We start from the raw sequence: 22,812 nt of genomic DNA, 5'->3' as shown, positions 1-22,812 counted from the left end.
CGTAATAAGCCTCTCTCAACTGATTGTTTAGAGAGGGTTTAAATCAAGGCCAAAAGAGCCGTTAGCAACTCCTTATTGGAACTGCTAGTCTGATAGGCGCTCTTTTTCGTTAATGGATACACATGACAAAGCCGCTCTTACGAACTCAAACGCATTGATACGGACTTCTTTACTGATGAGTAGTTGCTGGCATGCTGACTCGAATGGCTAAAATGGCTAAATTAACCCCAAGAGGTGTCAGATGCAAGTTACCGCCACAGAGGCGAAAAACCGATTTGGTTATTTTTGTGCCAAAGCTAAAGATGAGCCTGTGTTCATTGAAAAAGACGGGCGACTCGATAGCGTGATCATGTCGTTTGATGGTTTCCAAGCGCTTCAACAAGCGAAAGCCCCTGTCAGCTTTGAAGACCGCAAGCGTGCATTTGATGAGAAATACAAGGATTGGATCTCAGCGCAAAATGCACACCATGACTCTCATGGTTTGTGGTGTGAAGGATTGGTGGCTTGGCCGGGAGATGTCTGATGGCTCAGTACGATGTGTACACCAACCCACTGCGCCAGTCACGCCAGTTTGTGCCTTTTGTTGTTGATGTCCAAAGTACCTTGATGGATCAATTGGCGACACGATTGGTTTTGCCTTTGTCACGTGTTGGTTCGATGATGCCGCATTTGCCTGTTAATTTATGTCCCGTTGTCAGTGTCGAAGGAGAACGGCTAACGATCCAACCGCATCTGGCTGCGCCCGTTGCAGCCAGTTTGCTCAAAAACCCCGTCACAAACTTGCATTCACGGGCCAGCGAAATCGCCTCTGCCCTTGATGCCGTGATTTCTGGTGTTTGACACGCCTGTGAACTTCAAAATTCCGCAGTCGGTGCTGGTCGTCATCTATACCCCCGCGCTGGAGGTGCTGCTGATCAAGCGGGCCGATGTTGACGATTTTTGGCAGTCGGTGACGGGCAGCAAAGATGACCTGCAAGAAACATTTGAGCAGACGGCGCGGCGCGAAGTGTTTGAGGAAACGGGTATTGATTGCAGGTTGGGCGCCCCCTTGGCGGATAACTTGCAGGATTGGCAGCTTGAAAATATTTATGAGATTTATCCACGGTGGCGGCACCGTTATGCACCAGGTGTGACGCACAACACCGAGCACCTGTTTGGCTTGCAGGTGGCGCAGGGCATACCTATCAAACTCAGTCCGCGCGAGCACACGGACTGCCAATGGTTGCCCTACCAGCAAGCGGCGCAGCTGTGTTTTTCTCCATCGAATGCCGAGGCGTGTTTGCTGTTGCCAAGGTTTGCAAAATCAAGAGGTGAAACTTGAACATCGTCCGGGTCGCAACCTACAACATTCACAAAGGCGTGCAGGGCCTGGGACCGATGCGTCGGTTGGAGATTCACAATCTGGCGCTGGCCGTCGAGTCGCTGGATGCCGATGTGGTGTGCCTGCAAGAGGTGCGTCAACACAACCGCCTTGAGGCCAAACGTTTCGCCTTGTGGCCAGAGCAGACGCAGGCCGATTTTCTGACGCCCCAAGGCTATGAGGCGGTGTACCGAACCAACGCCATCACGCGCCATGGTGAGCATGGCAATGCCCTGCTGTCGCGCTGGCCGGTCCTGACGCACCAACATGAGGACATGTCTGACCACCGTTTGGAGCAGCGCGGCTTTTTGCATGTCACGCTCAATGTGCATGGGCGTGTGATGCATGTGCTGGTGGTGCATTTGGGCTTGGTCAAGGCCAGTCGGGCGCGGCAAGTGGCCCAGCTGCAGCGCTTTATTCAACGTGAAATTGAACCGGATGCCCCCTTGTTGGTGGCCGGTGACTTCAATGACTGGGGCACCTTGGTGCAAGATGCACTGGCACAGGTGGATTTGCACACTTGGGGCGTGCCGCACGCAACATTCCCGTCGCGCTTGCCCCTGGCGCAGCTTGATTATGTGTTTGCCCGCGGCCTGAAACCCATGGGCCTGACTGTGCCGCGCGGACGCATTTGGGGGCGCATGTCAGACCATTTGCCACTGATTGCTGAATTTGCCTTGACGGATTGAGCGCTTGGTGAAGTCACAGCGCCAAAGCGGTCATCAGTTGCAGCTGCTGCAAGGATCTGAGGCCTTTTTTACATCCTTGGTGGCGGCGCTGGATGCCAGCTTGCATGAGGTTCGGCTGGAAACCTACATTTTCAACCCGCAGGGCAGCGGTGAGCAAGTTGCGCTGGCTTTGGAGCGTGCCGCGATGCGTGGGGTGGCGGTGTATGTTGCTGTGGACGGTATTGGCACAGCTGAATTGCCTGCGCCGTGGCCGCAGCGATTCGCTGCGGCGGGTGTGCAGTGGCGCGTGTTCAAACCGCTGGGGCGTTTGGGTTTGCTGGTGCCCAGTCGCTGGCGACGCTTGCATCGCAAGCTCTGCGTGGTCGATGGCCAGGTGGCTTTCTGTGGCGGCATCAATGTGCTGGATGACTGGTTTGACCCAAACTATGGCGCACTGGCTGCACCGCGTTTTGATTTTATGGTGAGTGTGACTGGCCCATTGGTGCAGTCCACGCACCTGGCTATGAGTCAGTTTTGGTGGCGCATGCGGGCGGCTCAGCGTGCCAAGCAGGTGGACTGGGTGGGCGCCTGGCATGATCTGCAGCGTGCTGTTGAGGCAAAGCGCCAAGCCATGCCAGTTGCTGGGGCCGCCGGGGGCGCAATGGCTGAACTCGTGTTGCGGGACAACCTGCGTTTTCGCAGCGCCATCGAACGTGCCTACCGGCAGGCCTTGGGTGAGGCGCGGCGAGACATCATTGTCGCCAATGCCTACTTCTTGCCAGGCCGAAAAATTCGTCAAAGTCTCATTCATGCGGCCAAACGTGGTGTGCGGGTGCGTTTGCTGCTGCAAGGGCGCTACGAGTATTTCATGCAATACCACGCGGCCAACGCGTTGTATGCACCGTTACTGGCCGCAGGCATTGAAATTTACGAATACGTGCCGAGTTTTTTGCACGCCAAAGTCGCTGTTGTGGACGGGAGCTGGGCCACCGTGGGTTCATCCAACATTGACCCCTTGAGTTTGTTGCTTGCTCGCGAGGCCAATGTGGTGGTGCAAGATGCACCGTTTGCGAAAGAATTGCAGCAGCGTTTGGAGCACGCCATCAGCGTTGATGCGCGCCTGGTGGACGCCAGTGAACATGCCATGCGTAGCCTGCGTCAGCGCATGTTTGACGCAACGGCCTACCTTGTGATGCGGACACTTTTGTTTCTGATAGGTAAGCGCTATTAAATCAATAGTTAATAGCCCAGTAAACATAAGGGCTATGACCTAATAACCTTAGTATCAAAACACTGATACGATTGTTCTTCAATCATTTTTACATCCCCACCATGAACCCAGTTGAACAAGATGAAGGCGTCCCGGTATCGGTCAAAATCCGGGAGCGGGTCCAGGCCGCACGCAAGCGGTTTCATGCCAATGACAACATTGCAGATTTCATTCAACCTGGTGAACTTGAGTTGCTGCTTGATGAAGTCGAAGAGAAAATGAAAGGCGTGTTGAGCAGCTTGGTTATTGACTTTGAGCATGACCACAACACTGACAACACAGCGCGCCGCGTTGCCAAGATGTACCTCAAGGAAGTCTTTCAGGGGCGTTATGTCACTGCCCCAGCGATCACAGAGTTCCCGAATGCAGAGCATCTTAATGAACTGATGATCGTTGGCCCCATCACCGTACGTAGCGCGTGTAGCCACCACTTTTGTCCCATCATGGGCAAGTTGTGGATTGGCGTATTGCCCAATGAGCACACCAATGTGATCGGCTTGTCGAAGTACGCTCGGCTGGCCGAGTGGGTGATGGGGCGTCCGCAAATTCAAGAGGAGGCGGTGGTCCAACTGGCTGATCTGATCCAACAAAAGACCCAGCCTGATGGTCTGGCCATCGTCATGGAGGCCAGTCACTTTTGCATGAGTTGGCGTGGTGTGAAAGATGTCGACAGCAAGATGATCAATTCAGTGATGCGCGGCAGCTTCCTGAAGGATGCCAATTTACGTCGCGAATTTTTGTCACTTATTCCCAAGAAAGGCTAACCATGTTGGTTCGTTTACTTTATGCCAGCCGAGCGGTGGACACGCGTCCTGAAGCCATTGAATCGATCTTGCATCAGTCTCGTGACCACAATCCAGCCACGGGTGTGACGGGTGTGTTGTGTTACGGCGGCGGTATTTTTTTGCAGGCCATTGAGGGTGGGCGCATGGCGATCAGTGAGCTTTATGGCCATATCCAGCGGGATGCGCGCCACAAAGACGTGGTATTGCTGCAATACGATGAGATCTCAGAGCGTCGCTTTGCCGGCTGGACCATGGGTGAGGTCAACATGACCCGCATCAATGCGTCCATTTTGCTCAAATATGCAGAAAAACCTGAGCTTGATCCGTACTCAGTGTCGGGGAAGGTGTCGCTGGCCTTGCTTGAAGAACTGATGGCGACTGCGTCCATCATCGGCCGGTCCTGAGGTTGCACGCACGCGCCTCGTCTGTGACCAGTCACCCAGGAAAGCCAGGTGACGGCCTGGCAGATGGCGCACTGCTGTTGGGGTGCGACTTCTCGAGTGCACCCAACGCCAGGAAAACCATTGTGCTGGCTCTTGGCATGTTGCGAGACGGGCGAATTCAATTGTTGAAGCTGGAGAGTTTTGCATCGCTTGCGGCATTTGGGAGTTGGCTGGAGCAGCCACGTACCTGGGTTGGGGCCTTTGACCTGCCGTTTGGATTGCCGCGCGAACTGGTTCAGTCCTTGGGTTGGCCAACAGACTGGGCTGCCTGCATAGCGCACTACAGCGCGCTGAGCCGGGATCAAATCCGCAGCGTTTTTTCAGCTTTTTGCAACGCGCGCCCGGTGGGGGGGAAGTTTGCACACCGTGCCACGGATCGCCCGGCAGGGTCGAGTTCGAGTATGAAATGGGTGAACCCGCCCGTGGCGTTCATGCTTCATGCCGGTGTGCCGTTGTTAATGCGCGCAGGGGCTACGCTACCTGGCCTGCATGTTTATTCCGGCATTCAGGAGGGGGAAGCAGACCCGCCTTTGAAGGTAGCCCTGGAAGGTTATCCTGGGCTGTTGGCACGTGAAGTTCTGGGGCAGCGCAGCTATAAAAGCGATGACAAGGCGCTGCAAACGCCAGAGCGTCTGATTGCGCGCAAAGACCTGATTACGGCGCTGGAGCAGGGGCGCACGCGTTTGGACTTGCGTTTGAAGCTCTCACATGCCCAGCGCGATGCGCTGGTTGATGATGCGCGTGGCGATGCACTCGATGCGGTGCTGTGTCTGATGCAGGCGGCCTGGGCGCAAACCCGTTACCTTGCTGGTGACATGCGCTACGGCTTGCCGCCTGACATGGATGCGCTGGAAGGCTGGATCGTCACCGCCTGAATCCACCAGGCCTCTTAAGGTCTGGCGATCAGGGTTTCTTCAAGCTTGGCTGCCAATTGTCCGATGGCCAGCGCTGCAGGACAGCCGGGCAAGGATTGAACCAGCAACTGGCGCTTCATGACCGCCTGGCGCACCGACGGATCAGCCGGAATGTCGCCCATGTGAACCAGTCGCACGTTTTCACCAGGCTTGGCCACCACAAAGCGGTCAAGCACCTGCTGCAACTGGGAGGTGATGGCTCGGCCATCTCCCATGCGTGCCGTCTGGTTGATCACCATGCGAATGATTCTGCGTTTTTGCTCGCCTACCAGTACCTTGATGGTTGCGTAGGCGTCTGTCAGCGAGGTGGGCTCTGGGGTGGCGACCACCAGCACTTCAGAGGCCAGTGACACGGCAAACAGCACCACATCCGAGATGCCTGCACCGGTGTCGAGCAACACAATGTCGTAATGCGGCAGCAGACCGGACATGATGCGCAGAAAATCTTCGCGCACATTGGGTGTCAGGCGTGAATATTCCACCATGCCCGAACCCGCCAGTAGCACCGAAAAACCGCCTGGCGCACGCACAATGGCTTCCTCGAGTTTGGCTTTTCCCGTGAACACATCATGCAGTGTGATTTTTGGATACAGGTTTAACACCACATCGAGGTTGGCCAGGCCCAGATCGGCATCAAGTACCAGTACTTTTTGTCCACGTTTGGCCAAAGCCGCCGCCAGATTAGCCGACACAAATGTCTTACCCACGCCCCCTTTGCCGCTGGTAACCGCCAGCACTTTGCCAAGCGGTTTCAAAGGTACCCTGGCGGAAATGCTTTCAGGCACGGAGGGGTTCAATACGTCGCTCATTTCAGTTCACCCTATTCATTGCACTGCCCGATGAACCGACAGAATTTTCATTCGCCAAACTCTCAATCCAGGCTGGATCACCCAGAGAAAGCGGACCAAATAACAAACTTTTTTCCTCTGCGCTGACTGACAGCACGGGCTGCGGCTCAATGCACACCCGGTTGCGGCCCTCGGATTTGGCACGGTACAGCTCAAGATCAGCACGATCTACCCACAATTCAGGGGTGGATCGCACCCAGCGTGGTGCGTAGGCGCCGCCAATGCTGAGGGTGACCCGGACGCTGATGCCTGTTGGCAAGCTAACGCGCAAGGCACTCACGGATTCCCGAATACGCTCGGCGACCTGATGGCCGTAGTGGCCCTGGCAACTGGGCAGGATGATGACAAATTCTTCGCCGCCAAAGCGCGCCACGGTGTCCATGGAGCGAATACATTTGGCGAGGGTTTTGGCAACGGCCTGCAGCACCACGTCCCCAGTTGGATGGCCATAGGTGTCGTTGACATGCTTGAAGTGGTCAATGTCAAGCATGAGCAACAAAGCCGGTTCACCCGAGCGGGCCACCACTTCTATTTCACGGGAGAGCACGTTCTGGAAATAACGTCGATTGGCCAAACCTGTCAGTGGGTCTTTCTGGGAAAGCTCACACAGCCGGTCAATCACCGCTTGGACGTAAGCGTGAGGATCAGACCCGAATTCTGGCAGTGCATAGGTCCCATGCTCCAGCAGCGCGCGCGCATCGTTCAAGCGCAATTTATGTGGGTCAATCATGGAGGATGAAGACAATAAAGTCACCAAAGATTCAGGTATTGGAGCTTTAAAGTCTAACAGGTTCATCTTTGCGCTGATACTTCAAACAAGGCGTGAATGTGCTTTGTTTTGTGAGCGTTTGAAGCTGTCAGTCGTCGTTTGGATGGTGGCCAAAGGACTCGATTTTTGAGGTGTCTAGCATGTGGCGTTATGCGGCTTGGGTCTTTCTTTTTTTGCCGTGCTGGGGCATGGCTGAGACGTATTCGGGGCAGGTAACCCGTGTGTCCGATGGGGACACTTTGTGGGTGAAACCGGCCGATGGGCGTGCACCACGCAAGCTGCGCCTGCAAGGGCTGGATGCTCCTGAAATCTGTCAGGCCGGTGGTGAAACATCGCGCCATGCGCTAAGTCGGTTGGTGGCAGACAAAACTGTGTTGGTGACGGTGAAATATCAGGACGACTATGGCCGCGGGTTGGCGCGGATTTGGGTTGGTGAAAAGGATGTGGCTGCGCTCATGGTGCAGTCGGGCCAAGCCTGGTCGAACCGGTGGCGCAGAAGTCTGGGGCCATATGCCGCGCAAGAAAGTCACGCCAGGGCCTCCCGTTTGGGCTTGTTCGCTGACCCTGCCGCTGAATTGCCGCGTGATTTCCGCAAACGCGTTGGCAGCTGTTATTCGGGGCAGTCCTGGAGCGCTAAAAGTTCAAGCCGCTGAACCACACACCGGGCAACTTGTGTGACGGCCAATACGCACCTCAGTGAACTCCATGGCCCGGCCATCAAGCATCAGCAACCGTCCGGTCAGTGGTTTGCCGGCGCCACTGATCAGTTTGAGCGCTTCAGCGGCCTGCATGGTGCCAATGATGCCGACCAGCGGTGCAAATACACCCATGGTGGCGCAACGTGTTTCTTCAAAAGTAGCTTCTGGCGGAAATACGCAGGCGTAGCAGGGTGAGCGCGCATCGCGGGCGTCATAGACGCTGATCTGGCCGTCAAAGCGAATCGCTGCACCCGAGACCAGCGGTTTTTTGTGCGCCACACAGGCAATGTTGATGGCGTGCCTTGTTGCGAAATTGTCGCAACAGTCCAGCACCACATCAGCCTGCGCCACCAGTTCATCCAGCAACGCGGCGTCGGCGCGTTTTTGGATCGCCGTGACGCGTACGCCGGGATTGATCTCGGCGATGGCGCATTGAATGGAGGAGACTTTTGGGCTACCCACACGCGCCACAGTGTGGGCTACCTGACGCTGCAAGTTGGTCATGTCCACGGTGTCATGGTCAACCACCGTGATGTGCCCGACACCGGCCGAGCCCAGGTAAAGCGCCACCGGTGAGCCCAAACCACCCGCACCGATGATCAACACTTTGGCATCCAGAATAAGTCTCTGGCCCTCTATGCCGATCTCGTTGAGCAGAACGTGGCGCGAGTAGCGCAGCAGGTCGTCATCGTTCACGCGTTGCCTTTAGTTCTCTTTCTTTTCTTCCGGGCGTTCAACCAGCGTCTTGCTGACCATCACCGGCTGGCCCTTGAGCTGGTTGATGGCCTGCATCAGGGGGAAGTCTTTGGCTGTACCGAACTCTGGCAACTTGCGCTCGGATGCAGGTTTCTTCATTTCTTCTTCCAGCCTGATGCGGGCCTCTTCTCGGGCCTTTTCGCGCGCGGCGTCTTTCACCTCGGCGCCCTGGCCACTGGCGAGGTGCTTTTCAAGGTCAGCCTCACGGGTGCGCAGCGCTGCAAACAGGTTGCCTTCTTCAGTTTCGTCCACCATCACGTCAGGCACGATGCCCTTAGCCTGGATCGATTTGCCGCTGGGGGTGTAGTACCGGCTGGTGGTGAGCTTGAGGGCAGCTGTGGGGCAGTTGTCCATTCGAAAAGCAGAATCGAGACAGACGGCAGTTTGCACTGAACCCTTGCCAAACGTCTGGTTGCCCAGTACCTTGGCACGTTTGTGGTCTTGCAGGGCACCGGCAACGATCTCGCTGGCCGAGGCTGAGCCTTCATTGACCAACACCACCAATGGGACAGACTTCAGTGCACCATGGGTCACTTCTTCAAGGTGTTTGAGTGGATCTGGCCCGCCTCGGCGCTGGTAATAGCGGGGTGCGGCCTTGTAGGTGAACTTGCTCTCAGGCAACTGGCCATTGGCCGAGACCACGGTGACGTTTTCGGGCAAAAAGGCCGCAGAAATGGCCACGGCAGCGTCCAGATAACCACCTGGATCGTTGCGCAAATCAAGCACCAGGCCTTTCAGCTTGGGATCTTGCTTGTACATTTCTTCCATCTTGCGGGAAAAGTCAGCCACCGTGCGTTCCTGGAACTGGCTCAGGCGAATCCAGCCGTAGCCAGGCTCGATCACTTTGGACTTCACGCTCTGGGTCTTGATTTCTTCACGCACGATGGTGACCGGGAAGGTGCGGTTTTCTTCCTTGCGGAAAATGCTTAAGAGCACTTTGGTGCCAGGCTCGCCACGCATGCGCTTGACACCTTCGTTGAGCGTCATGCCCTTCACCGGTGTATCGTCAATTTTGACAATCAGATCGTTGGGCTTGAGCCCGGCACGAAAGGCCGGTGAGTCCTCAATCGGGGACACCACCTTGATGAGTCCGTCTTCTTGCGAAATTTCAATGCCCACGCCGACAAATTTTCCGGTGGTGCCTTCGTTGAAATCCTTCAAAGACTTTTTGTCGAGGTAAACCGAGTGTGGGTCGAGCCCGGCCACCATGCCGGCGATGGCATCGGTGATGAGTTTTTTCTCATCAACCGGCTCAACGTAGTTGCTCTTGACCATGCCAAAGACAGCGGCCAGTTGCTGCAACTCCTCCAGCGGCAACGGCGCCAAGGTGCCACGTGCCACGGTTTGCAACGACACGGTCGTCAAGGCCCCGGCAAAGACACCGACCGAGACCCAGCCGGCAATTTTCAGTTTTTGACCCATGGTGTTTCCAGCGCTTGTGAGCGAGTTAATGTGAAGCGATTGGACGATGTAGCGTCGTCAGTGTTCCCTGTCAGACGCAAAAAACCAGTTTTATTCTCATACAACCCCAGCAACCGCAACGGCTTCACCCTAATGGTACGGGTGAAGCGGGTTGATGTGGTTGTCGAGTTCTTGCACAAGCAGCATGCCATTAGGGATATTCAAGTCCGCTAAGTGCGCTGGCGCATTCTAAAATAGTCAGCTTGGCTCACGCTTAACCTAAGGATTTTTAAGTGAAATTTATTCTCGATAACTGGATGTTGATCGCTGTGGCATTGTCTGCTGGCGGCATGCTGATGTGGCCCATGATCAATGGTGCTGGCCCCGGCGCGCTCAGTGCCGACGGTGCGGTGCAACTGATTAACCGCGAAAAGGCCGTGGTGATTGATATTTGCGAGCCCGCTGAATTTGCCGCAGGTCACGTGGTGGGTGCCAAAAACATCCCCTTGGGGCAACTTGAAGGCAAGTTGGCCACCACGGTCAAGAACAAGGCGCTGCCGCTGATTCTGGTATGCCAGTCGGGCGCGCGCAGCAGAAGTGCCGTGGGGATTGCCAAGAAACTTGGGTTCGACAACGCCCATTCGCTGTCCGGTGGTATCGGCGCTTGGCGCAGTGCCAATTTGCCAATCGAAAAAGCCTGAACCAGGAGCGCGCCATGCAAGCCGTCAAGATGTACACCACCGCCGTTTGCCCTTACTGCATTCGTGCCAAACAACTTCTCAAAGCCCGTGGCGTTGAGACTATTGAAGAGATCCGCATTGATCTGAACCCTGCTGAGCGCGATCACATGATGGCCACCACTCATCGCCGCACCGTGCCCCAGATATTCGTTGGCAGCACGCACGTGGGTGGCTGCGATGATTTGGTGGCGCTGGATGCCAAAGGCGGCTTGATGCCGCTGCTGCAAGCCGCCTGAGATAATTTACCGCACACCTGTGCTTGCACCCCATTGGCACAGGCGTTTTAATTTATTAACTGAAAGACCCTCATGGCAGATACCCAAGACCCAATTTTTCAAATTCAACGCGTCTACTTGAAAGAAGCGTCTCTTGAGCAACCTAACTCACCTGCCATTTTGTTGGTGCAAGAGCAGCCCACGGTGGACATTCAGCTGGGTGTGAATGCTGCGCCGGTGGCCGATGGTGTGTATGAAGTGTCGGTCACGGCCACCGTGCAAACCAAAATCAACGACAAAACCGTGTTTTTGGTGGAAGCCACTCAAGCCGGTATTTTCGAGATTCGCAACCTGCCGCAAGAGCAAATGGGCCAAATCATGGGCATTGCCTGCCCGCAAATTGTCTACCCCTACCTGCGCGGCAATGTGGCCGACTTGATTCAGCGCGCCGGTTTCCCGCCCGTGCATTTGTCTGAAATCAACTTCCAGGCGATGTACGAGCAACAGCAACAACAGCAAGCTACCCAGGCTGAACCGGCACTGGCTCAGTAAAAATTTAGCCTTTTAGTGCTCTGGCCCTTATTTATATCGCGTATGTAACTATGAAAATCATAGTATTGGGAGCGGGGGCCTGGGGCACAGCCCTGGCGGCAAGTGCCAGCGCACAGGCCACCGGGCACACGGTCACGCTGTGGGCGCGGGAAGCTGCGCAGTGCCAACTGCTGCAAGTACAGCATGAAAACCGGCGTTACCTGGCCGGTGTGGTTCTGCCGCCTGCGCTGGGTTTTAGTGCCGTGCCCTTGGCCCACCTTGATACGCTGGTGGCAGACGCTGATCTGGTGGTGATTGCCACGCCGATGGCAGCCCTGCGCCAGATGCTCACGGCCGTGGCCACTTGCCGGGCGCCAGTGGCTTGGTTGTGCAAAGGCTTTGAAGCCCCAACTTCCGAGCCTTTTGGACTTTTAGCCCATGAAATACAAGCGCAGATAGCTCCTGATTTAATAGCTGGTGTACTCAGTGGTCCCAGCTTTGCGCTGGAAGTGGCGCGTGGCCAACCCACCGCTTTGGTGGCGGCCAGTGCGCATGACGCTGTGCGCCAGGCGCTGGTGGCCGCGTTTCACAGCCCCTCGCTGCGGGTCTATGCCAACGATGACATCGTGGGTGTGGAAGTGGGTGGCGCGGTAAAAAACGTGCTGGCCATTGCCACGGGATTGTGTGACGGCCTGCAACTTGGCCTGAACGCGCGCGCCGCCCTGATCACCCGTGGCCTGGCCGAGATGACCCGGTTGGGCGTGGCGCTGGGGGCGCAGGCCACCACGTTCATGGGCTTGAGCGGGCTGGGTGACTTGGTGCTGACCGCCACCGGCGACTTGTCGCGCAACCGGCAAGTGGGGCTGGCGCTGGCGCAGGGGCAAACCCTGACCCAGGCCATTGCCTCGCTGGGCCATGTGGCGGAAGGTGTGTACAGCGCCCGCACGGTGGTGCAACGTGCTGCCCATCTGGGTGTGGACATGCCCATTGCGCAAGCCGTGGTGGCCTTGCTTGATGGTCAGCTGACCCCGCCGCAAGCCGTGGTGGCCCTGATGGGGCGTGAGCCTACCGTGGAGCAAGCGGGTGTGGCGTTGTCCGCCTGATACGTCGAAAAGACGCGTTGAACAGGCACGCTGCAAACACACTCGAAAAATGTGGCATTTCATCTTCCGGAGCCTTTGACATGACTGTTCATTCAGATTTTTCACCCGCCTTTGTGGCCGATCTGGCCCGTGCCGATGTCGTCAGGGCCTTGCAGGAAGACGTTGGTGCAGCCGACTTGACCGCTGGTTTGGTTGACCCGGCCGTGCGCGCCAGCGCCCGCGTGCTGGCGCGGGAAAGCGCCGTTATTTGCGGTGAACCCTGGGTGCAAGCTGCTCTGCGACAGATGGATCCTGACGTAGATGTCATCTGGTATGTGCCTGAGGGCCACCGTTGTGAGGCCGACCAGGTGGTGCTTGAAATCCATGGCCAGGCACGCGCGCTCTTGACCGCCGAGCGCACCGCCCTGAATTTTTTGCAGCTGCTCAGCGCTGTGGCCACCAAGACCAGCGATTTTGTACAAGCTGTGCGTGCTGTGCCAGGAGCCCACGCTCGCATCGTCGACACCCGAAAAACACTGCCTGGACTGCGTTTGGCGCAAAAATACGCGGTGTTGACAGGCGGCGGTACCAATCACCGGCTGGGTTTGTATGACGCCGTGTTGATCAAGGAAAACCACATCGCGGCAGCCGGTGGCGTGGCCCAGGTGCTGCGCCGCGCGGCACAGGTTGCACCCACGGCCAAGTTCATTGAGATTGAGGTCGAGACCCTGGCTCAACTTGGCGAGGCGCTGGACGCTGGTGCCAGCATGGTCTTGCTGGACAACATGAGTCTGGCGCAGCTGCACGAGGCCGTGCGCCTCAACGCGGGCCGGGCGATTCTGGAAGTTTCGGGCGGCGTCAATCTGGCCACCGTGCGTGCCATTGCATCCACCGGCGTTGACCGCATCTCGATCGGCGCCTTGACAAAAGATGTCAAAGCCATTGATTTTTCCATGCGTTTTGCTGCCGAGACGCTCTGAGTTGGCCCCTGGTACCCGGTATTTTTGAAATAAGGAAAGCCCTCATGACAAACGCCTTGAAAGAAGTTGACTACGAACAGCCTCAACTTGGGTCTGCAGCCGGTGGCGCCGTGTGCGCCACCAAACACGTCTGGGCACGCGTGCCAGAAGAGCCCAGCCAGGCAGAGCGTGCGGTGTTGAAGGACAAGATTCGCCGTTTGCTCAAAGAAAAAAACGCCGTGATGGTGTCGCACTATTACGTGCACCCTGACTTGCAGGACTTGGCCGAAGAAACCGGTGGTTTGGTCAGCGACTCATTGGAGATGGCGCGTTTTGGCCGCGACCATGCCGCGCAAACCCTGGTGGTCTCCGGTGTGCGTTTCATGGGCGAAACGGCCAAGATTTTGTCCCCCGAAAAGCGCGTGCTGATGCCTGACCTGGAGGCCACCTGTTCGCTTGATCTGGGTTGCCCGGTGGATGAGTTCAGTGCGTTTTGCGATGCCCACCCTGACCGCACCGTGGTGGTTTACGCCAACACCAGTGCCGAGGTCAAGGCGCGCTCGGACTGGCTTGTGACCTCCAGCTGCGCGCTCGACATCGTGGCTGCCTTGAAAGCCCGGGGTCACAAAATCCTGTGGGCGCCAGACCGGCATTTGGGCGGCTACATCCAGCGCGAGACCGGCGCCGACATGCTGATGTGGAACGGCTCCTGCATCGTTCACAACGAATTCAAGGCCTTTGAGCTGCAAAGCCTGAAACAACAGCACCCAGGCGCCAAGGTGCTGGTCCACCCCGAGTCGCCAGCCGATGTGATCGCCCTGGCCGATGCGGTGGGCTCCACGTCTGGCATCTTGAAAGCCGCCCGCGAGATGGATGCCAAAGAATTCATCGTGGCCACCGACAACGGCATGATGCACAAACTGCGCACACTCAACCCGGGCAAGGTATTTATGGAAGCGCCCACTGCAGGCAACAGCGCCACCTGTAAAAGCTGTGCGCATTGCCCGTGGATGGCCATGAACAGCCTGGCGGACGTGGCCCGTGTGCTGGAAACTGGTGCCAATGAGGTGTTTGTGGACCCGGCCATCATCCCCCGGGCCAGATTGCCGATTGACCGCATGTTGGCGTTCACCGCTGCGCTCAAAGGAGGGCAGGATGCTGGCAGCTTGGTACCGATGATTGGCGCGGCGTGAGGCTTGTTGCTCCCGCCGCACTTTCAATTTAGCGCAGCCGCAACGGATCGCGCCTGCGCTCGATGCCTGGGGGCGGCTTAAACTGCGCGGTAATGGGTGCCGGGTTGGGATCAGTCCAGCCGAAAAACTTGTGAATATCGGCCCGTTGGCGTGTTGCGTCGGCGTAGCCCAAGGCCATGAGTTCCTGGGTAAAGCCTTGTTCGAACAACAAGTAGCTGGCCAGTGCCGAGCCTTTGACCTCGGCTGTTTTGGACGATGACTTGGCCCCCAGCATGTTGCGCACGGCTTCGGGCAGGGACTTCACATGGTGCTCGGCAATGCCGTCAATGCGCTGCGACGGTGAGATCAACAACAAGTCCACCGGCCGCAAATTGCTGGCGTTGCGCAAGTCGGCCGGGACCAGGCTGAGCGTCTGGTTGATGCGACGGATGCGCTCAACATCGACCGCCAGCGCGTCCAGAAAAATATTCGAGAGTGTGTGCCCGGCGATCTGTGCCATGGACGGGTAACTGCTGTTAACTGGCAAACAGGACTCGCTTTTGCGCTCGTTCATGCGTCCCGCACCCACCACCAGAATGCGGCTGCCACCCAGATGGATGGCCGGGGCAATCGGGGCTGACTGGCGCATCGAGCCATCACCAAAATACTGTGTCACGCCGTCAACTTGCAACGCTGTGGCTGGAAACACGAAGGGAATTGCCGACGACGCCAGCAAGTGGTCGTGGGTGATGCGGTCGCGCACGGCGCGCCGGTCTGAGCGCACCCAGGGCATCAGGCGCTTGTCGCCCTCAAAAAAAGTGATGTGTTCGCCCGAGCTGTAGCTTGAGGCCGTGACCGCCAGCGCCTGAACCTGGCCGCTGCGGATCAAGGCTGGCAGGCGCCTCAGTGGCACCAGATGCTCCAACAGTTCAGCCAGTGGTGCATTGTTCAGCAGCGAGCGCGGCTTGGTGCGTCGCCATTTGGCAATGACCCAGCCCAGCGACAACAGCGTCAGCCATGAGCTGCCCGCGCGCAGCATACGCACCGAGTCCGCCAGATAGACCTGCTGCGCATGAAAATTTCGCCAGACCTCGGCAATGCGTCTGACGGCTGTGTCAAAGTCGTCCGCCCCGCAGGCCAGCGACGCGGCGTTGATGGCACCGGCCGAGGTGCCGGTGATGATCGGGAACGGGTTGGGATGCGTGAGCGCACCGGCAGCTTTTCGGATGTCGGCAATGGCCTCCAGCACACCCACTTGGTAAGCGGCACGAGAGCCACCACCAGAAAGCATCAAGGCCGTGCCAAGGCGGTGTTCATTGGGGGATTCAGCCGGAATAAGCGGGGCGCTAGTCATGAATTGATTATCGGTAGTGAATGGCGGTTTCTATCGGGTCAAACGTTGCGGGTGAACCCTAGGCGGGTAAACCCCGATTTGCCCAGTTCAATAAGGTCAAGCTTATCTTGGCTAGACTACAGCCCCCTTAGGAGAAACATACATGGCAGTAGTTGAGCAAACCGTAATCGATGCCCTCAAGGGTGTCATTGATCCCAATACCGGGCGTGACTTTGTGTCGAGCAAAGCCATCAAAAACCTCACCATCACGGACGACGACGTGGCATTTGACGTTGAGCTGGGCTACCCTGCCAAAAGCCAGATTCCTGGCTTTCGCAAGGAACTCATTGCCGCTGCCAAGAGTGTGGCGGGTGTGGCCAACGTGTCGGTCAACGTCACCACCAAAATCACCGCGCACTCGGTGCAGCGTGGCGTGGCCTTGCTGCCCAAGGTAAAAAACATTGTGGCTGTGGCCTCTGGCAAGGGCGGCGTTGGCAAGAGCACCACGGCGGTCAATCTGGCACTGGCACTGGCCGCAGAAGGCGCCAGCGTCGGTTTGTTGGATGCCGACATCTACGGCCCAAGCATTCCAATGATGATGGGCATTGAGGGTCGTCCCGAAAGCGACGACGGCCAGACCATGGAGCCCATGGAAAACTACGGCGTGCAGGTCATGTCGATTGGTTTTTTGGTGGCGCAGGATGAGGCCATGATCTGGCGTGGCCCCATGGCGACCCAGGCACTGGAGCAGTTGCTGCGCCAGACCAACTGGAAAGACTTGGACTATTTGATCGTGGACATGCCGCCTGGTACCGGCGACATTCAGCTCACCCTGAGCCAGCGCGTGCCCATGACCGGCGCCGTGGTGGTGACCACGCCGCAAGACATTGCCCTGCTGGATGCCAAAAAAGGCATCAAGATGTTTGAGAAAGTCGGTGTGCCGATTTTGGGCATTGTGGAGAACATGGCCGTGCACGTGTGCAGCCAATGTGGCCACATTGAGCACATTTTTGGTGCTGACGGCGGTAAAAAAATGGCCACGGAATACAACATGGATTACCTCGGTGCGTTGCCACTGGACATGCAGATTCGTCTGCAGGCCGACAGTGGCAAGCCAACCGTGGTGTCTGACCCCGACAGTGACGTGGCGGGCCTGTACAAAGCCGTGGCACGCAAGGTGGCGCTGGCGATTGCGGCGAAAAACAAGGACTTCTCGTCGAAGTTTCCATCGATCAAGATTTCCAAGGAAACTTGATTCAGGTTTGACGTGCGGGGTGGGGCGTTGGCCAGACGCAGGGATTTGGTAAAGTCTGCGCCATGCCCAAACAGACCTACTCGTCCGTGCCGCTGGCCACAGCAGATTCGCTTCGCGCCAGTGCGCAACGTGCCCGGCGCATCGGTCACCTGAAAGGTCGGCAGGCCAGCGAGCAAGCCCTGGCCGAGGTCCGTGGCCTGATTGGCAGCGCGCCCCCTGACGGCCATCGGCGAGATCTTCTGATTGAGCACCTGCATGTGCTCAACGACCATTACCGCGCCCTGTTTGAGCGCCACCTGGTGGGCTTGGCTGCCGAGATGAAGCTGCCCATGGTCGAGGTGTTCGAGGTGGCCAGCTTCTACCACCATTTTTTAATCTTGCCTGACGACCAGACCGCACCCGTGGTGACTGTGCGCGTGTGCGACGGCTTGAGCTGCGCCATGGCCGGCGCCAATGCGTTGTTGCGCCAACTGCCGGGCCGTTTGGCCGATGGTGTGCGCGTGTTGCCAGCGCCTTGCATCGGGCGCTGCGAGCAGGCGCCGGCGGCGCTGGTGGGCCAGCAAGCGGTGCCGCACGCGACCGCGCCCTTGATCCAAAACGCTGTGCAACAGGCGTTGTCCGAGATCGCTGATTTTCCCGGTGTTTTTAAGAAAGATGAGCCTCTAGAGCAAGTCAATAAAGCGCAAGAAGCTATCAATTTTGTATCTTATCAAGCCTACCGTGCCGCCGGTGGTTATGCACTGGCGGCCGCGCTGGTCAATGGTGAAGAGGATGTCGGGCAGGTTCTGCGCGTGGTTGAAGACGCAGGTTTGCGGGGATTGGGTGGCGCCGGTTTTGCCACGGGCCGCAAGTGGCGCATCGTGCGTGAGCAAGCTGCACCACGCCTGCTGGCGGTGAATCTTGACGAGGGCGAGCCCGGCACCTTCAAAGACCGCACCTACCTGGAGCGCGACCCCCACCGCTTTCTGGAAGGCATGCTGGTGGCCGCGCAGGTGGTGGGCACCGAGGCCTGCGTGATTTATTTGCGTGATGAATACCACGCGGCGCGGGCCATGCTCATGCGTGAGCTGGCCGCGCTACAAGCCGACCCGCCGTGCCCCTTGCCGCAGATTGAGCTGCGCCGCGGCGCCGGGGCCTACATTTGTGGCGAAGAGTCGGCCATGATCGAGAGCATTGAAGGCAAGCGTGGCCAGCCCCGCCTGCGCCCACCGTATGTGGCCGAGGTCGGGCTGTTTGGACGTCCAAGCCTGGTGCAAAACTTTGAAACCCTTTACTGGGTGCGTGACATCGTGGAAAAAGGCCCGCAGTGGTTGAGCACACAAGGCCGCCAGGGCCGCAGCGGCTTGCGCAGTTTCAGCGTGAGTGGCCGGGTGGCACACCCCGGGGTTTGGCAGGCGCCGGCGGGCATCAGTGTGCGCGAGCTGATTGACGACTATTGCGGTGGCATGTTGCCCGGCCACACGCTTTACGCTTACCTGCCGGGCGGTGCATCGGGCGGCATTTTGCCCGCCAGCCTGTCGCATCTGCCGCTGGACTTTGACACCTTGCAGCCGCATGGCTGCTTCATTGGCTCGGCCGCTGTGGTGGTGCTCAGCCAGTTGGATCGGGCGCGCGATGCCGCACACAACGCCATGCAGTTCTTCGCCCATGAAAGCTGTGGCCAATGTACGCCGTGCCGTGTTGGCACCGTCAAAGCCGCAGCGCTGATGCAAGCCCCCGTGTGGGACTCGGCCACCCTGCATGACCTGGCCCAGGTGATGGGTGATGCGTCCATTTGCGGCCTGGGCCAGGCAGCGCCCAACCCGATGCTCAGCGTGCTCAGGTATTTTGCGCATGAGGTGTCCTGAATGACGACTGCTGCTTCAACCTCTCAACTCGCTGCAGTGGCTCAAGCTGACACCGCATTGGCGCACCCGACGGCAGGTAGTCCCGCCACACCTGCCCCTGTGCCTTTCACCCTGGACGGGCAGGCGCTCACTGCTTACCCCGGCGAAAGCATCCTCAAAGCCGCCCAGCGCCATGGCGTGCACATCCCGCACCTCTGTTTCAAGGACGGCTTGCGCCCGGATGGCAATTGCCGCACCTGCGTGGTGGAGGTTCAAGGCGAGCGCGCGTTAGCCCCAAGCTGTTGCCGCAGCGTGACCCCCGGCATGGCAGTGCAGGCCAACTCAGTGCGCGCCAAAAAGAGCCAGGGCATGGTGTTGGAGTTGCTGCTGTCTGATTTGCCAGCAGCCGGGTTGGGTGAACTGACCGATTGGGCACAACGCATGGGTATCACCGTGCGCGCTAGTTTGCAAAGCCTGCAGCGGGCACAACCCGCCCCGGACCCCAGCCACCCGGCCATGGCGGTGAATCTGGACGCCTGCATCCAGTGCGGCCGCTGCGTGCGCGCCTGCCGCGAGGCCCAGGTCAACGGTGTCATTGGCATGGCCTGGCGCGGCGGCAAAAGCCAGATTGTTTTTGACTTGGATGACCCGATGGGCAGCAGCAGTTGCGTGGCTTGCGGCGAATGTGTGCAGGCTTGTCCCACCGGCGCCCTGAGTGCCAAAGTGGCGCTGCAACAGCCCGCCGCGAACCAACCGGTGGATTCGGTCTGCCCGTTTTGTGGTGTCGGTTGCCTGCTGACCTACCACGTCACGGACAACAAAATCATCAGGGTGGACGGGCGCGATGGCCCAGCCAACCACAGTCGGCTGTGCGTCAAAGGGCGCTTTGGCTTTGACTACATCCACCACCCGCACCGTCTGACCCAGCCGCTGATTCGACGCACCGATGTGCCCAAAGATGTCAACGTGCTGCGCTCGTCCGACGACTGGGCGCAGGTGTTTCGCCCGGCCAGTTGGGACGAGGCGCTGGACCTGGCCGCCGGCAGCCTCAAAGCCCTGCGCGATGTGCATGGCCCAAAGGCCTTGGCCGGATTTGGCAGCGCCAAAGGCACGAACGAAGAAGCCTATTTGTTTCAAAAACTGGTGCGCACCGGGTTTGGCAGCAACAATGTCGACCACTGCACCCGCCTGTGCCATGCCAGCAGCGTGGCCGCGTTGTTGGAGGGTGTGGGCTCTGGTGCTGTCAGCAACCAGGTTAACGATGTGGCGCACGCCGACTTCGTGCTGGTGATGGGCTCAAACACCGCTGCCAACCACCCGGTGGCTGCCAGCTGGATGAAAAATGCCGCCAAGCGCGGCACGCGCATCGTGACCGCCGACCCGCGCGGCGTAGACCTGGCGCAACATGCCTGGCGTCACCTGCAGTTCAAGGCCGACGCTGACGTGGCCTTGATCAACGCCATGATCTACACCGTGTTTGACGAAGGCTTGGCCAATGAGGCCTTCATGGCGCAACGCGTGGACAACGTGCAGGTGGTGCGCGAAGGTGTGGCCGCCTACAGCCCTGAGGCCATGGCTAACGTCTGCGGGATTGCAGCGGGCACCATTCGTGAAGTGGCTCGCGCCTATGCCCGCGCCAAGTCAGCGATGATTTTCTGGGGCATGGGTGTCAGCCAGCACACCCACGGCACTGACAACGTGCGGGCGCTGATTGCACTGTGCATGGTGTGTGGCCAAATCGGCAAACCGGGCTCGGGCCTGCACCCCTTGCGTGGGCAAAACAACGTGCAGGGCGCCAGTGACGCGGGCCTGATTCCAATGATGTTTCCCAACTACCAGCATGTGGATGCCCCCGCCGTGCACGCCTGGTTCGAAGCCTTTTGGGGCACAAAGCTTGACGCTCAGCCAGGCTACACCGTGGTCGAGATCATGAATAAAGCGCTGGCGCCTGAGGTTGACCCGCACAAGGTGCGCGGAATGTACATCCAGGGCGAAAACCCAGCCATGAGCGACCCCGATTTGAACCATGCGCGCGCGGCACTAGCCGCCTTGAGCCACTTGGTGGTGCAAGACATTTTCATGACCGAGACCGCCTGGTTAGCTGACGTGGTGCTGCCCGCCACTGCCTGGCCCGAGAAAACCGGATCGGTCAGCAACACCGATCGCATGGTCCAGATGGGTCGTCAGGCGATTGAGGCGCCGGGTGAGGCCCGGGCTGATTTGTGGATCATCCAGCAAATTGCTTTGCGCATGGGGCCGGCGCAGGCAGGCACTTTGGTCAACTGGACGTATGCAGGCGCCCACCATGGCGTGGCTGCGGTGTATGAGGAAATGCGCCAATGCCTGGGCAGCAGCATCACTGGTGTGTCGTGGGACCGGCTGGAAAGTCAGGGCAGCGTCACCTACCCGTGCCTGAGCGAGAGCGACCCCGGTCAGCCCACGGTATTTTTGCAGCAGTTCCCTACCGCCAATGGCCGTGCGCAGTTGGTCAGTGTTGGGCTGACCCCGGCAAATGAGCAACCCGATGCCGACTACCCCCTGACGTTGATCACTGGCCGCCAACTGGAGCATTGGCACACCGGCAGCATGACACGCCGCTCAGAAGTGCTCGACGCGCTGGAGCCTGTGGCCACTGCCAGCGTCAACGCGGCTGAGTTGAGCAAATTAGGCTTGGCCCCCGGCGCCATGGTCACTTTACGCAGCCGCCGCGGCAGTTTGCAAGTGCAGTTGCGCCTGGACGATGGCACGCCCGATGGCACGGTGTTCATGCCCTTTGCCTACCGCGAATCGGCTGCCAACCTGCTGACCAACCCGGCGCTTGACCCGGTGGGGAAAATTCCCGAGTTCAAATATTGCGCGGTAGCGCTGCTGCGCGCTGTTTAGGCTGATTGCGCAGGTTCACCCAGCCGGCCATCGCGGAAATCGCTCAAGGCTTGGTAAATCTCGTCTTGTGAGTTCATCACGAACGGGCCGTATTGCACGATGGGCTCTTTCAGGGGCTGACCTGAAATGAGCAACACCTTGGCGTCAACGCTGGCTTCGATCACGACACCGTCTGCCTGCACCTCATTGGCCAAAATGGCCATGCGCTGTATCGGCACACCCTTGCCGGCAATGCTGATCTCGCCGCGGTAGACATAGACAAAAGCGTTGTGGCCAGCAGGCAGTTTTTGCTCAAAACGCGATCCACCCGGCAGGTGCACATCCAAATAGTTGGGCGCGGTGGTGTCGCGTGTCACGGCACCTGCCACGCCGTGGCTTTCACCAGCAATCACGGTCACCGCCACACCTTGCTGGGTTACAAATTTCGGCAAATCGTCGTTTTTGAAGTCACGGTACCAGGGGGCATTCATCTTTTCGCGCTTGGGCAGGTTCAGCCAGAGCTGAAAACCTTCCATGACACCTTCTGCCTGCTGCGGAATCTCTGAGTGGATCACGCCCTTGGCTGCGGTCATCCACTGCACACCACCGTTTTCCAGCAGGCCTTGGTGGCCGGCGCTGTCACGGTGCAACATGCGCCCGGCAATCATGTAGGTCACGGTCTCAAAGCCGCGGTGCGGATGGTCGGGAAAGCCGGCAATGTAGTCGTCAGGCTGGTCGCTGCCAAAGGCATCAAGCATCAGGAACGGGTCAAGGCGCTGCTGCAGGCCTTGCGCCAGCACGCGGGTCAGTTTGACGCCCGCGCCATCCGAGGTGACTTGGCCGGCAACCAGCCGCTCAACCGTGCGTGAGGTGTCAACGGTATGTTTGTTGATGGCAGTGTTCATTTCCAGTTCCTTCTTGAAGT

Annotated in this window: 24 protein-coding genes; 18 read left to right on the top strand and 6 right to left on the bottom strand. The window is 58.5% G+C overall.

Translation table 11 applies throughout. The features are described 5' to 3' along the window. Window positions 1-241 precede the first annotated feature (241 nt). From PHQ58_RS08075 to PHQ58_RS08040, 8 genes are all read left to right on the top strand, one after another. The gene (locus PHQ58_RS08075; protein WP_300109551.1) at window positions 242-523 is read left to right on the top strand and encodes a prevent-host-death protein; all 282 of its coding nucleotides are present in this window, start codon (window positions 242-244) and stop codon (window positions 521-523) included. Next, entirely contained in the window at window positions 523-840 is a 318-nt protein-coding gene (locus PHQ58_RS08070) for a CcdB family protein (RefSeq protein WP_300109548.1), read from the top strand. The genes PHQ58_RS08075 and PHQ58_RS08070 overlap by 1 nt, the downstream gene beginning before the upstream one ends. Beyond that, entirely contained in the window at window positions 833-1,321 is a 489-nt protein-coding gene (nudB, locus tag PHQ58_RS08065; RefSeq protein ID WP_300109545.1) for a dihydroneopterin triphosphate diphosphatase, read from the top strand. Before PHQ58_RS08070 ends, nudB begins: the two co-directional genes overlap by 8 nt. Continuing rightward, complete coding sequence (locus PHQ58_RS08060) at window positions 1,318-2,049, top strand: endonuclease/exonuclease/phosphatase family protein (protein WP_300109542.1); 732 nt, start codon at window positions 1,318-1,320, stop codon at window positions 2,047-2,049. Before nudB ends, PHQ58_RS08060 begins: the two co-directional genes overlap by 4 nt. Window positions 2,050-2,056: 7 nt before the next feature. After that, a complete protein-coding gene (gene clsB, locus PHQ58_RS08055; protein WP_300109539.1) occupies window positions 2,057-3,259 on the top strand; it encodes a cardiolipin synthase ClsB in 1,203 nt (400 codons plus the stop codon). A 101-nt stretch (window positions 3,260-3,360) separates the two neighbouring features. Beyond that, window positions 3,361-4,062, top strand: a complete 702-nt coding sequence (gene folE, locus PHQ58_RS08050) for a GTP cyclohydrolase I (protein WP_300109536.1) — start codon at window positions 3,361-3,363, stop codon at window positions 4,060-4,062. A 2-nt stretch (window positions 4,063-4,064) separates the two neighbouring features. After that, complete coding sequence (locus tag PHQ58_RS08045) at window positions 4,065-4,487, top strand: BLUF domain-containing protein (protein ID WP_300109533.1); 423 nt, start codon at window positions 4,065-4,067, stop codon at window positions 4,485-4,487. 23 nt (window positions 4,488-4,510) lie between these two features. Further along, window positions 4,511-5,401, top strand: coding sequence for a DUF429 domain-containing protein (locus PHQ58_RS08040; RefSeq protein ID WP_300109530.1), 891 nt, complete (start codon window positions 4,511-4,513; stop codon window positions 5,399-5,401). A 14-nt stretch (window positions 5,402-5,415) separates the two neighbouring features. Here PHQ58_RS08040 and PHQ58_RS08035 read toward each other — a convergent pair whose 3' ends face one another. Both PHQ58_RS08035 and PHQ58_RS08030 read right to left on the bottom strand, forming a co-directional pair. After that, window positions 5,416-6,249, bottom strand: coding sequence for a MinD/ParA family protein (locus PHQ58_RS08035; RefSeq protein WP_300109527.1), 834 nt, complete (start codon window positions 6,247-6,249; stop codon window positions 5,416-5,418). A 1-nt stretch (window position 6,250) separates the two neighbouring features. Continuing rightward, window positions 6,251-7,018, bottom strand: a complete 768-nt coding sequence (locus tag PHQ58_RS08030) for a GGDEF domain-containing protein (RefSeq protein ID WP_300109524.1) — start codon at window positions 7,016-7,018, stop codon at window positions 6,251-6,253. Between the two features lie 227 nt (window positions 7,019-7,245). Between PHQ58_RS08030 and PHQ58_RS08025 the strand changes: the two genes are divergently transcribed. Continuing rightward, window positions 7,246-7,710: a thermonuclease family protein gene (locus PHQ58_RS08025; protein ID WP_300109521.1), complete on the top strand. Its 465-nt coding sequence runs from the start codon at window positions 7,246-7,248 to the stop codon at window positions 7,708-7,710. Here PHQ58_RS08025 and PHQ58_RS08020 read toward each other — a convergent pair. Together PHQ58_RS08020 and PHQ58_RS08015 are read right to left on the bottom strand one after the other, a co-directional pair. Then, the gene (locus PHQ58_RS08020) at window positions 7,699-8,451 is read right to left on the bottom strand and encodes a molybdopterin-synthase adenylyltransferase MoeB (protein WP_300109518.1); all 753 of its coding nucleotides are present in this window, start codon (window positions 8,449-8,451) and stop codon (window positions 7,699-7,701) included. The genes PHQ58_RS08025 and PHQ58_RS08020 overlap by 12 nt on opposite strands. A gap of 9 nt (window positions 8,452-8,460) precedes the next feature. Next, on the bottom strand, window positions 8,461-9,933 hold the full coding sequence (locus PHQ58_RS08015) for a S41 family peptidase (protein WP_300109516.1): 1,473 nt from the start codon (window positions 9,931-9,933) through the stop codon (window positions 8,461-8,463). A 272-nt stretch (window positions 9,934-10,205) separates the two neighbouring features. On the opposite strand from PHQ58_RS08015, the gene PHQ58_RS08010 reads away from it, so the two are divergent. The 6 genes from PHQ58_RS08010 to nadA all read left to right on the top strand — a co-directional run bounded on the left by PHQ58_RS08010 (window position 10,206) and on the right by nadA (window position 14,632). After that, window positions 10,206-10,613 (top strand): rhodanese-like domain-containing protein, encoded by a 408-nt coding sequence (locus PHQ58_RS08010; protein ID WP_300109513.1) that lies wholly within the window; start codon window positions 10,206-10,208, stop codon window positions 10,611-10,613. Window positions 10,614-10,627: 14 nt separating this feature from the next. Continuing rightward, the gene (gene grxC, locus PHQ58_RS08005) at window positions 10,628-10,888 is read left to right on the top strand and encodes a glutaredoxin 3 (protein ID WP_300109510.1); all 261 of its coding nucleotides are present in this window, start codon (window positions 10,628-10,630) and stop codon (window positions 10,886-10,888) included. Between the two features lie 72 nt (window positions 10,889-10,960). Beyond that, entirely contained in the window at window positions 10,961-11,419 is a 459-nt protein-coding gene (gene secB / locus PHQ58_RS08000; RefSeq protein WP_300109508.1) for a protein-export chaperone SecB, read from the top strand. 50 nt (window positions 11,420-11,469) lie between these two features. Continuing rightward, window positions 11,470-12,501, top strand: coding sequence for an NAD(P)H-dependent glycerol-3-phosphate dehydrogenase (locus tag PHQ58_RS07995; protein ID WP_300109505.1), 1,032 nt, complete (start codon window positions 11,470-11,472; stop codon window positions 12,499-12,501). Window positions 12,502-12,581: 80 nt separating this feature from the next. After that, complete coding sequence (nadC, locus tag PHQ58_RS07990) at window positions 12,582-13,460, top strand: carboxylating nicotinate-nucleotide diphosphorylase (RefSeq protein ID WP_300109502.1); 879 nt, start codon at window positions 12,582-12,584, stop codon at window positions 13,458-13,460. A gap of 44 nt (window positions 13,461-13,504) precedes the next feature. Continuing rightward, a complete protein-coding gene (gene nadA, locus PHQ58_RS07985; protein WP_300109499.1) occupies window positions 13,505-14,632 on the top strand; it encodes a quinolinate synthase NadA in 1,128 nt (375 codons plus the stop codon). Window positions 14,633-14,660: 28 nt separating this feature from the next. On the opposite strand, the gene PHQ58_RS07980 is transcribed toward nadA, so the two are convergent. Next, on the bottom strand, window positions 14,661-15,965 hold the full coding sequence (locus tag PHQ58_RS07980; RefSeq protein WP_300109496.1) for a patatin-like phospholipase family protein: 1,305 nt from the start codon (window positions 15,963-15,965) through the stop codon (window positions 14,661-14,663). 142 nt (window positions 15,966-16,107) lie between these two features. On the opposite strand from PHQ58_RS07980, the gene apbC reads away from it, so the two are divergent. The 3 genes from apbC to fdhF all read left to right on the top strand — a co-directional run bounded on the left by apbC (window position 16,108) and on the right by fdhF (window position 21,908). After that, a complete protein-coding gene (apbC, locus tag PHQ58_RS07975; protein WP_300109493.1) occupies window positions 16,108-17,199 on the top strand; it encodes an iron-sulfur cluster carrier protein ApbC in 1,092 nt (363 codons plus the stop codon). A 62-nt stretch (window positions 17,200-17,261) separates the two neighbouring features. Then, complete coding sequence (locus PHQ58_RS07970; RefSeq protein ID WP_300109491.1) at window positions 17,262-19,046, top strand: NADH-ubiquinone oxidoreductase-F iron-sulfur binding region domain-containing protein; 1,785 nt, start codon at window positions 17,262-17,264, stop codon at window positions 19,044-19,046. Beyond that, on the top strand, window positions 19,047-21,908 hold the full coding sequence (gene fdhF / locus PHQ58_RS07965; protein ID WP_300109488.1) for a formate dehydrogenase subunit alpha: 2,862 nt from the start codon (window positions 19,047-19,049) through the stop codon (window positions 21,906-21,908). It abuts the gene before it with no gap. On the opposite strand, the gene PHQ58_RS07960 is transcribed toward fdhF, so the two are convergent. After that, complete coding sequence (locus tag PHQ58_RS07960) at window positions 21,905-22,792, bottom strand: pirin family protein (RefSeq protein ID WP_300109485.1); 888 nt, start codon at window positions 22,790-22,792, stop codon at window positions 21,905-21,907. The genes fdhF and PHQ58_RS07960 overlap by 4 nt on opposite strands. Window positions 22,793-22,812: the final 20 nt, after the last annotated feature.

It is taken from the genome of Rhodoferax sp., assembly GCF_028688795.1.
In the GTDB taxonomy this organism is placed as follows: Bacteria; Pseudomonadota; Gammaproteobacteria; order Burkholderiales; family Burkholderiaceae_C; genus Rhodoferax.
This window is presented reverse-complemented; position numbering and strand designations above follow the sequence as displayed.

What these genes read in the sequence shown, in the direction of transcription:
- PHQ58_RS07980 (WP_300109496.1), bottom strand. Translation starts at nt 15,965, where the DNA reads ATGACTAGCGCCCCGCTTATTCCGGCTGAATCCCCCAATGAACACCGC.
- apbC (WP_300109493.1), top strand. Translation starts at nt 16,108, where the DNA reads ATGGCAGTAGTTGAGCAAACCGTAATCGATGCCCTCAAGGGTGTCATT.
- fdhF (WP_300109488.1), top strand. Translation starts at nt 19,047, where the DNA reads ATGACGACTGCTGCTTCAACCTCTCAACTCGCTGCAGTGGCTCAAGCT.
- secB (WP_300109508.1), top strand. Translation starts at nt 10,961, where the DNA reads ATGGCAGATACCCAAGACCCAATTTTTCAAATTCAACGCGTCTACTTG.
- PHQ58_RS07970 (WP_300109491.1), top strand. Translation starts at nt 17,262, where the DNA reads ATGCCCAAACAGACCTACTCGTCCGTGCCGCTGGCCACAGCAGATTCG.
- PHQ58_RS08030 (WP_300109524.1), bottom strand. Translation starts at nt 7,018, where the DNA reads ATGATTGACCCACATAAATTGCGCTTGAACGATGCGCGCGCGCTGCTG.
- grxC (WP_300109510.1), top strand. Translation starts at nt 10,628, where the DNA reads ATGCAAGCCGTCAAGATGTACACCACCGCCGTTTGCCCTTACTGCATT.
- PHQ58_RS07995 (WP_300109505.1), top strand. Translation starts at nt 11,470, where the DNA reads ATGAAAATCATAGTATTGGGAGCGGGGGCCTGGGGCACAGCCCTGGCG.
- PHQ58_RS08045 (WP_300109533.1), top strand. Translation starts at nt 4,065, where the DNA reads ATGTTGGTTCGTTTACTTTATGCCAGCCGAGCGGTGGACACGCGTCCT.
- PHQ58_RS08035 (WP_300109527.1), bottom strand. Translation starts at nt 6,249, where the DNA reads ATGAGCGACGTATTGAACCCCTCCGTGCCTGAAAGCATTTCCGCCAGG.
- nadA (WP_300109499.1), top strand. Translation starts at nt 13,505, where the DNA reads ATGACAAACGCCTTGAAAGAAGTTGACTACGAACAGCCTCAACTTGGG.
- PHQ58_RS08025 (WP_300109521.1), top strand. Translation starts at nt 7,246, where the DNA reads ATGGCTGAGACGTATTCGGGGCAGGTAACCCGTGTGTCCGATGGGGAC.
- PHQ58_RS08075 (WP_300109551.1), top strand. Translation starts at nt 242, where the DNA reads ATGCAAGTTACCGCCACAGAGGCGAAAAACCGATTTGGTTATTTTTGT.
- folE (WP_300109536.1), top strand. Translation starts at nt 3,361, where the DNA reads ATGAACCCAGTTGAACAAGATGAAGGCGTCCCGGTATCGGTCAAAATC.
- PHQ58_RS08070 (WP_300109548.1), top strand. Translation starts at nt 523, where the DNA reads ATGGCTCAGTACGATGTGTACACCAACCCACTGCGCCAGTCACGCCAG.
- PHQ58_RS07960 (WP_300109485.1), bottom strand. Translation starts at nt 22,792, where the DNA reads ATGAACACTGCCATCAACAAACATACCGTTGACACCTCACGCACGGTT.
- PHQ58_RS08015 (WP_300109516.1), bottom strand. Translation starts at nt 9,933, where the DNA reads ATGGGTCAAAAACTGAAAATTGCCGGCTGGGTCTCGGTCGGTGTCTTT.
- nadC (WP_300109502.1), top strand. Translation starts at nt 12,582, where the DNA reads ATGACTGTTCATTCAGATTTTTCACCCGCCTTTGTGGCCGATCTGGCC.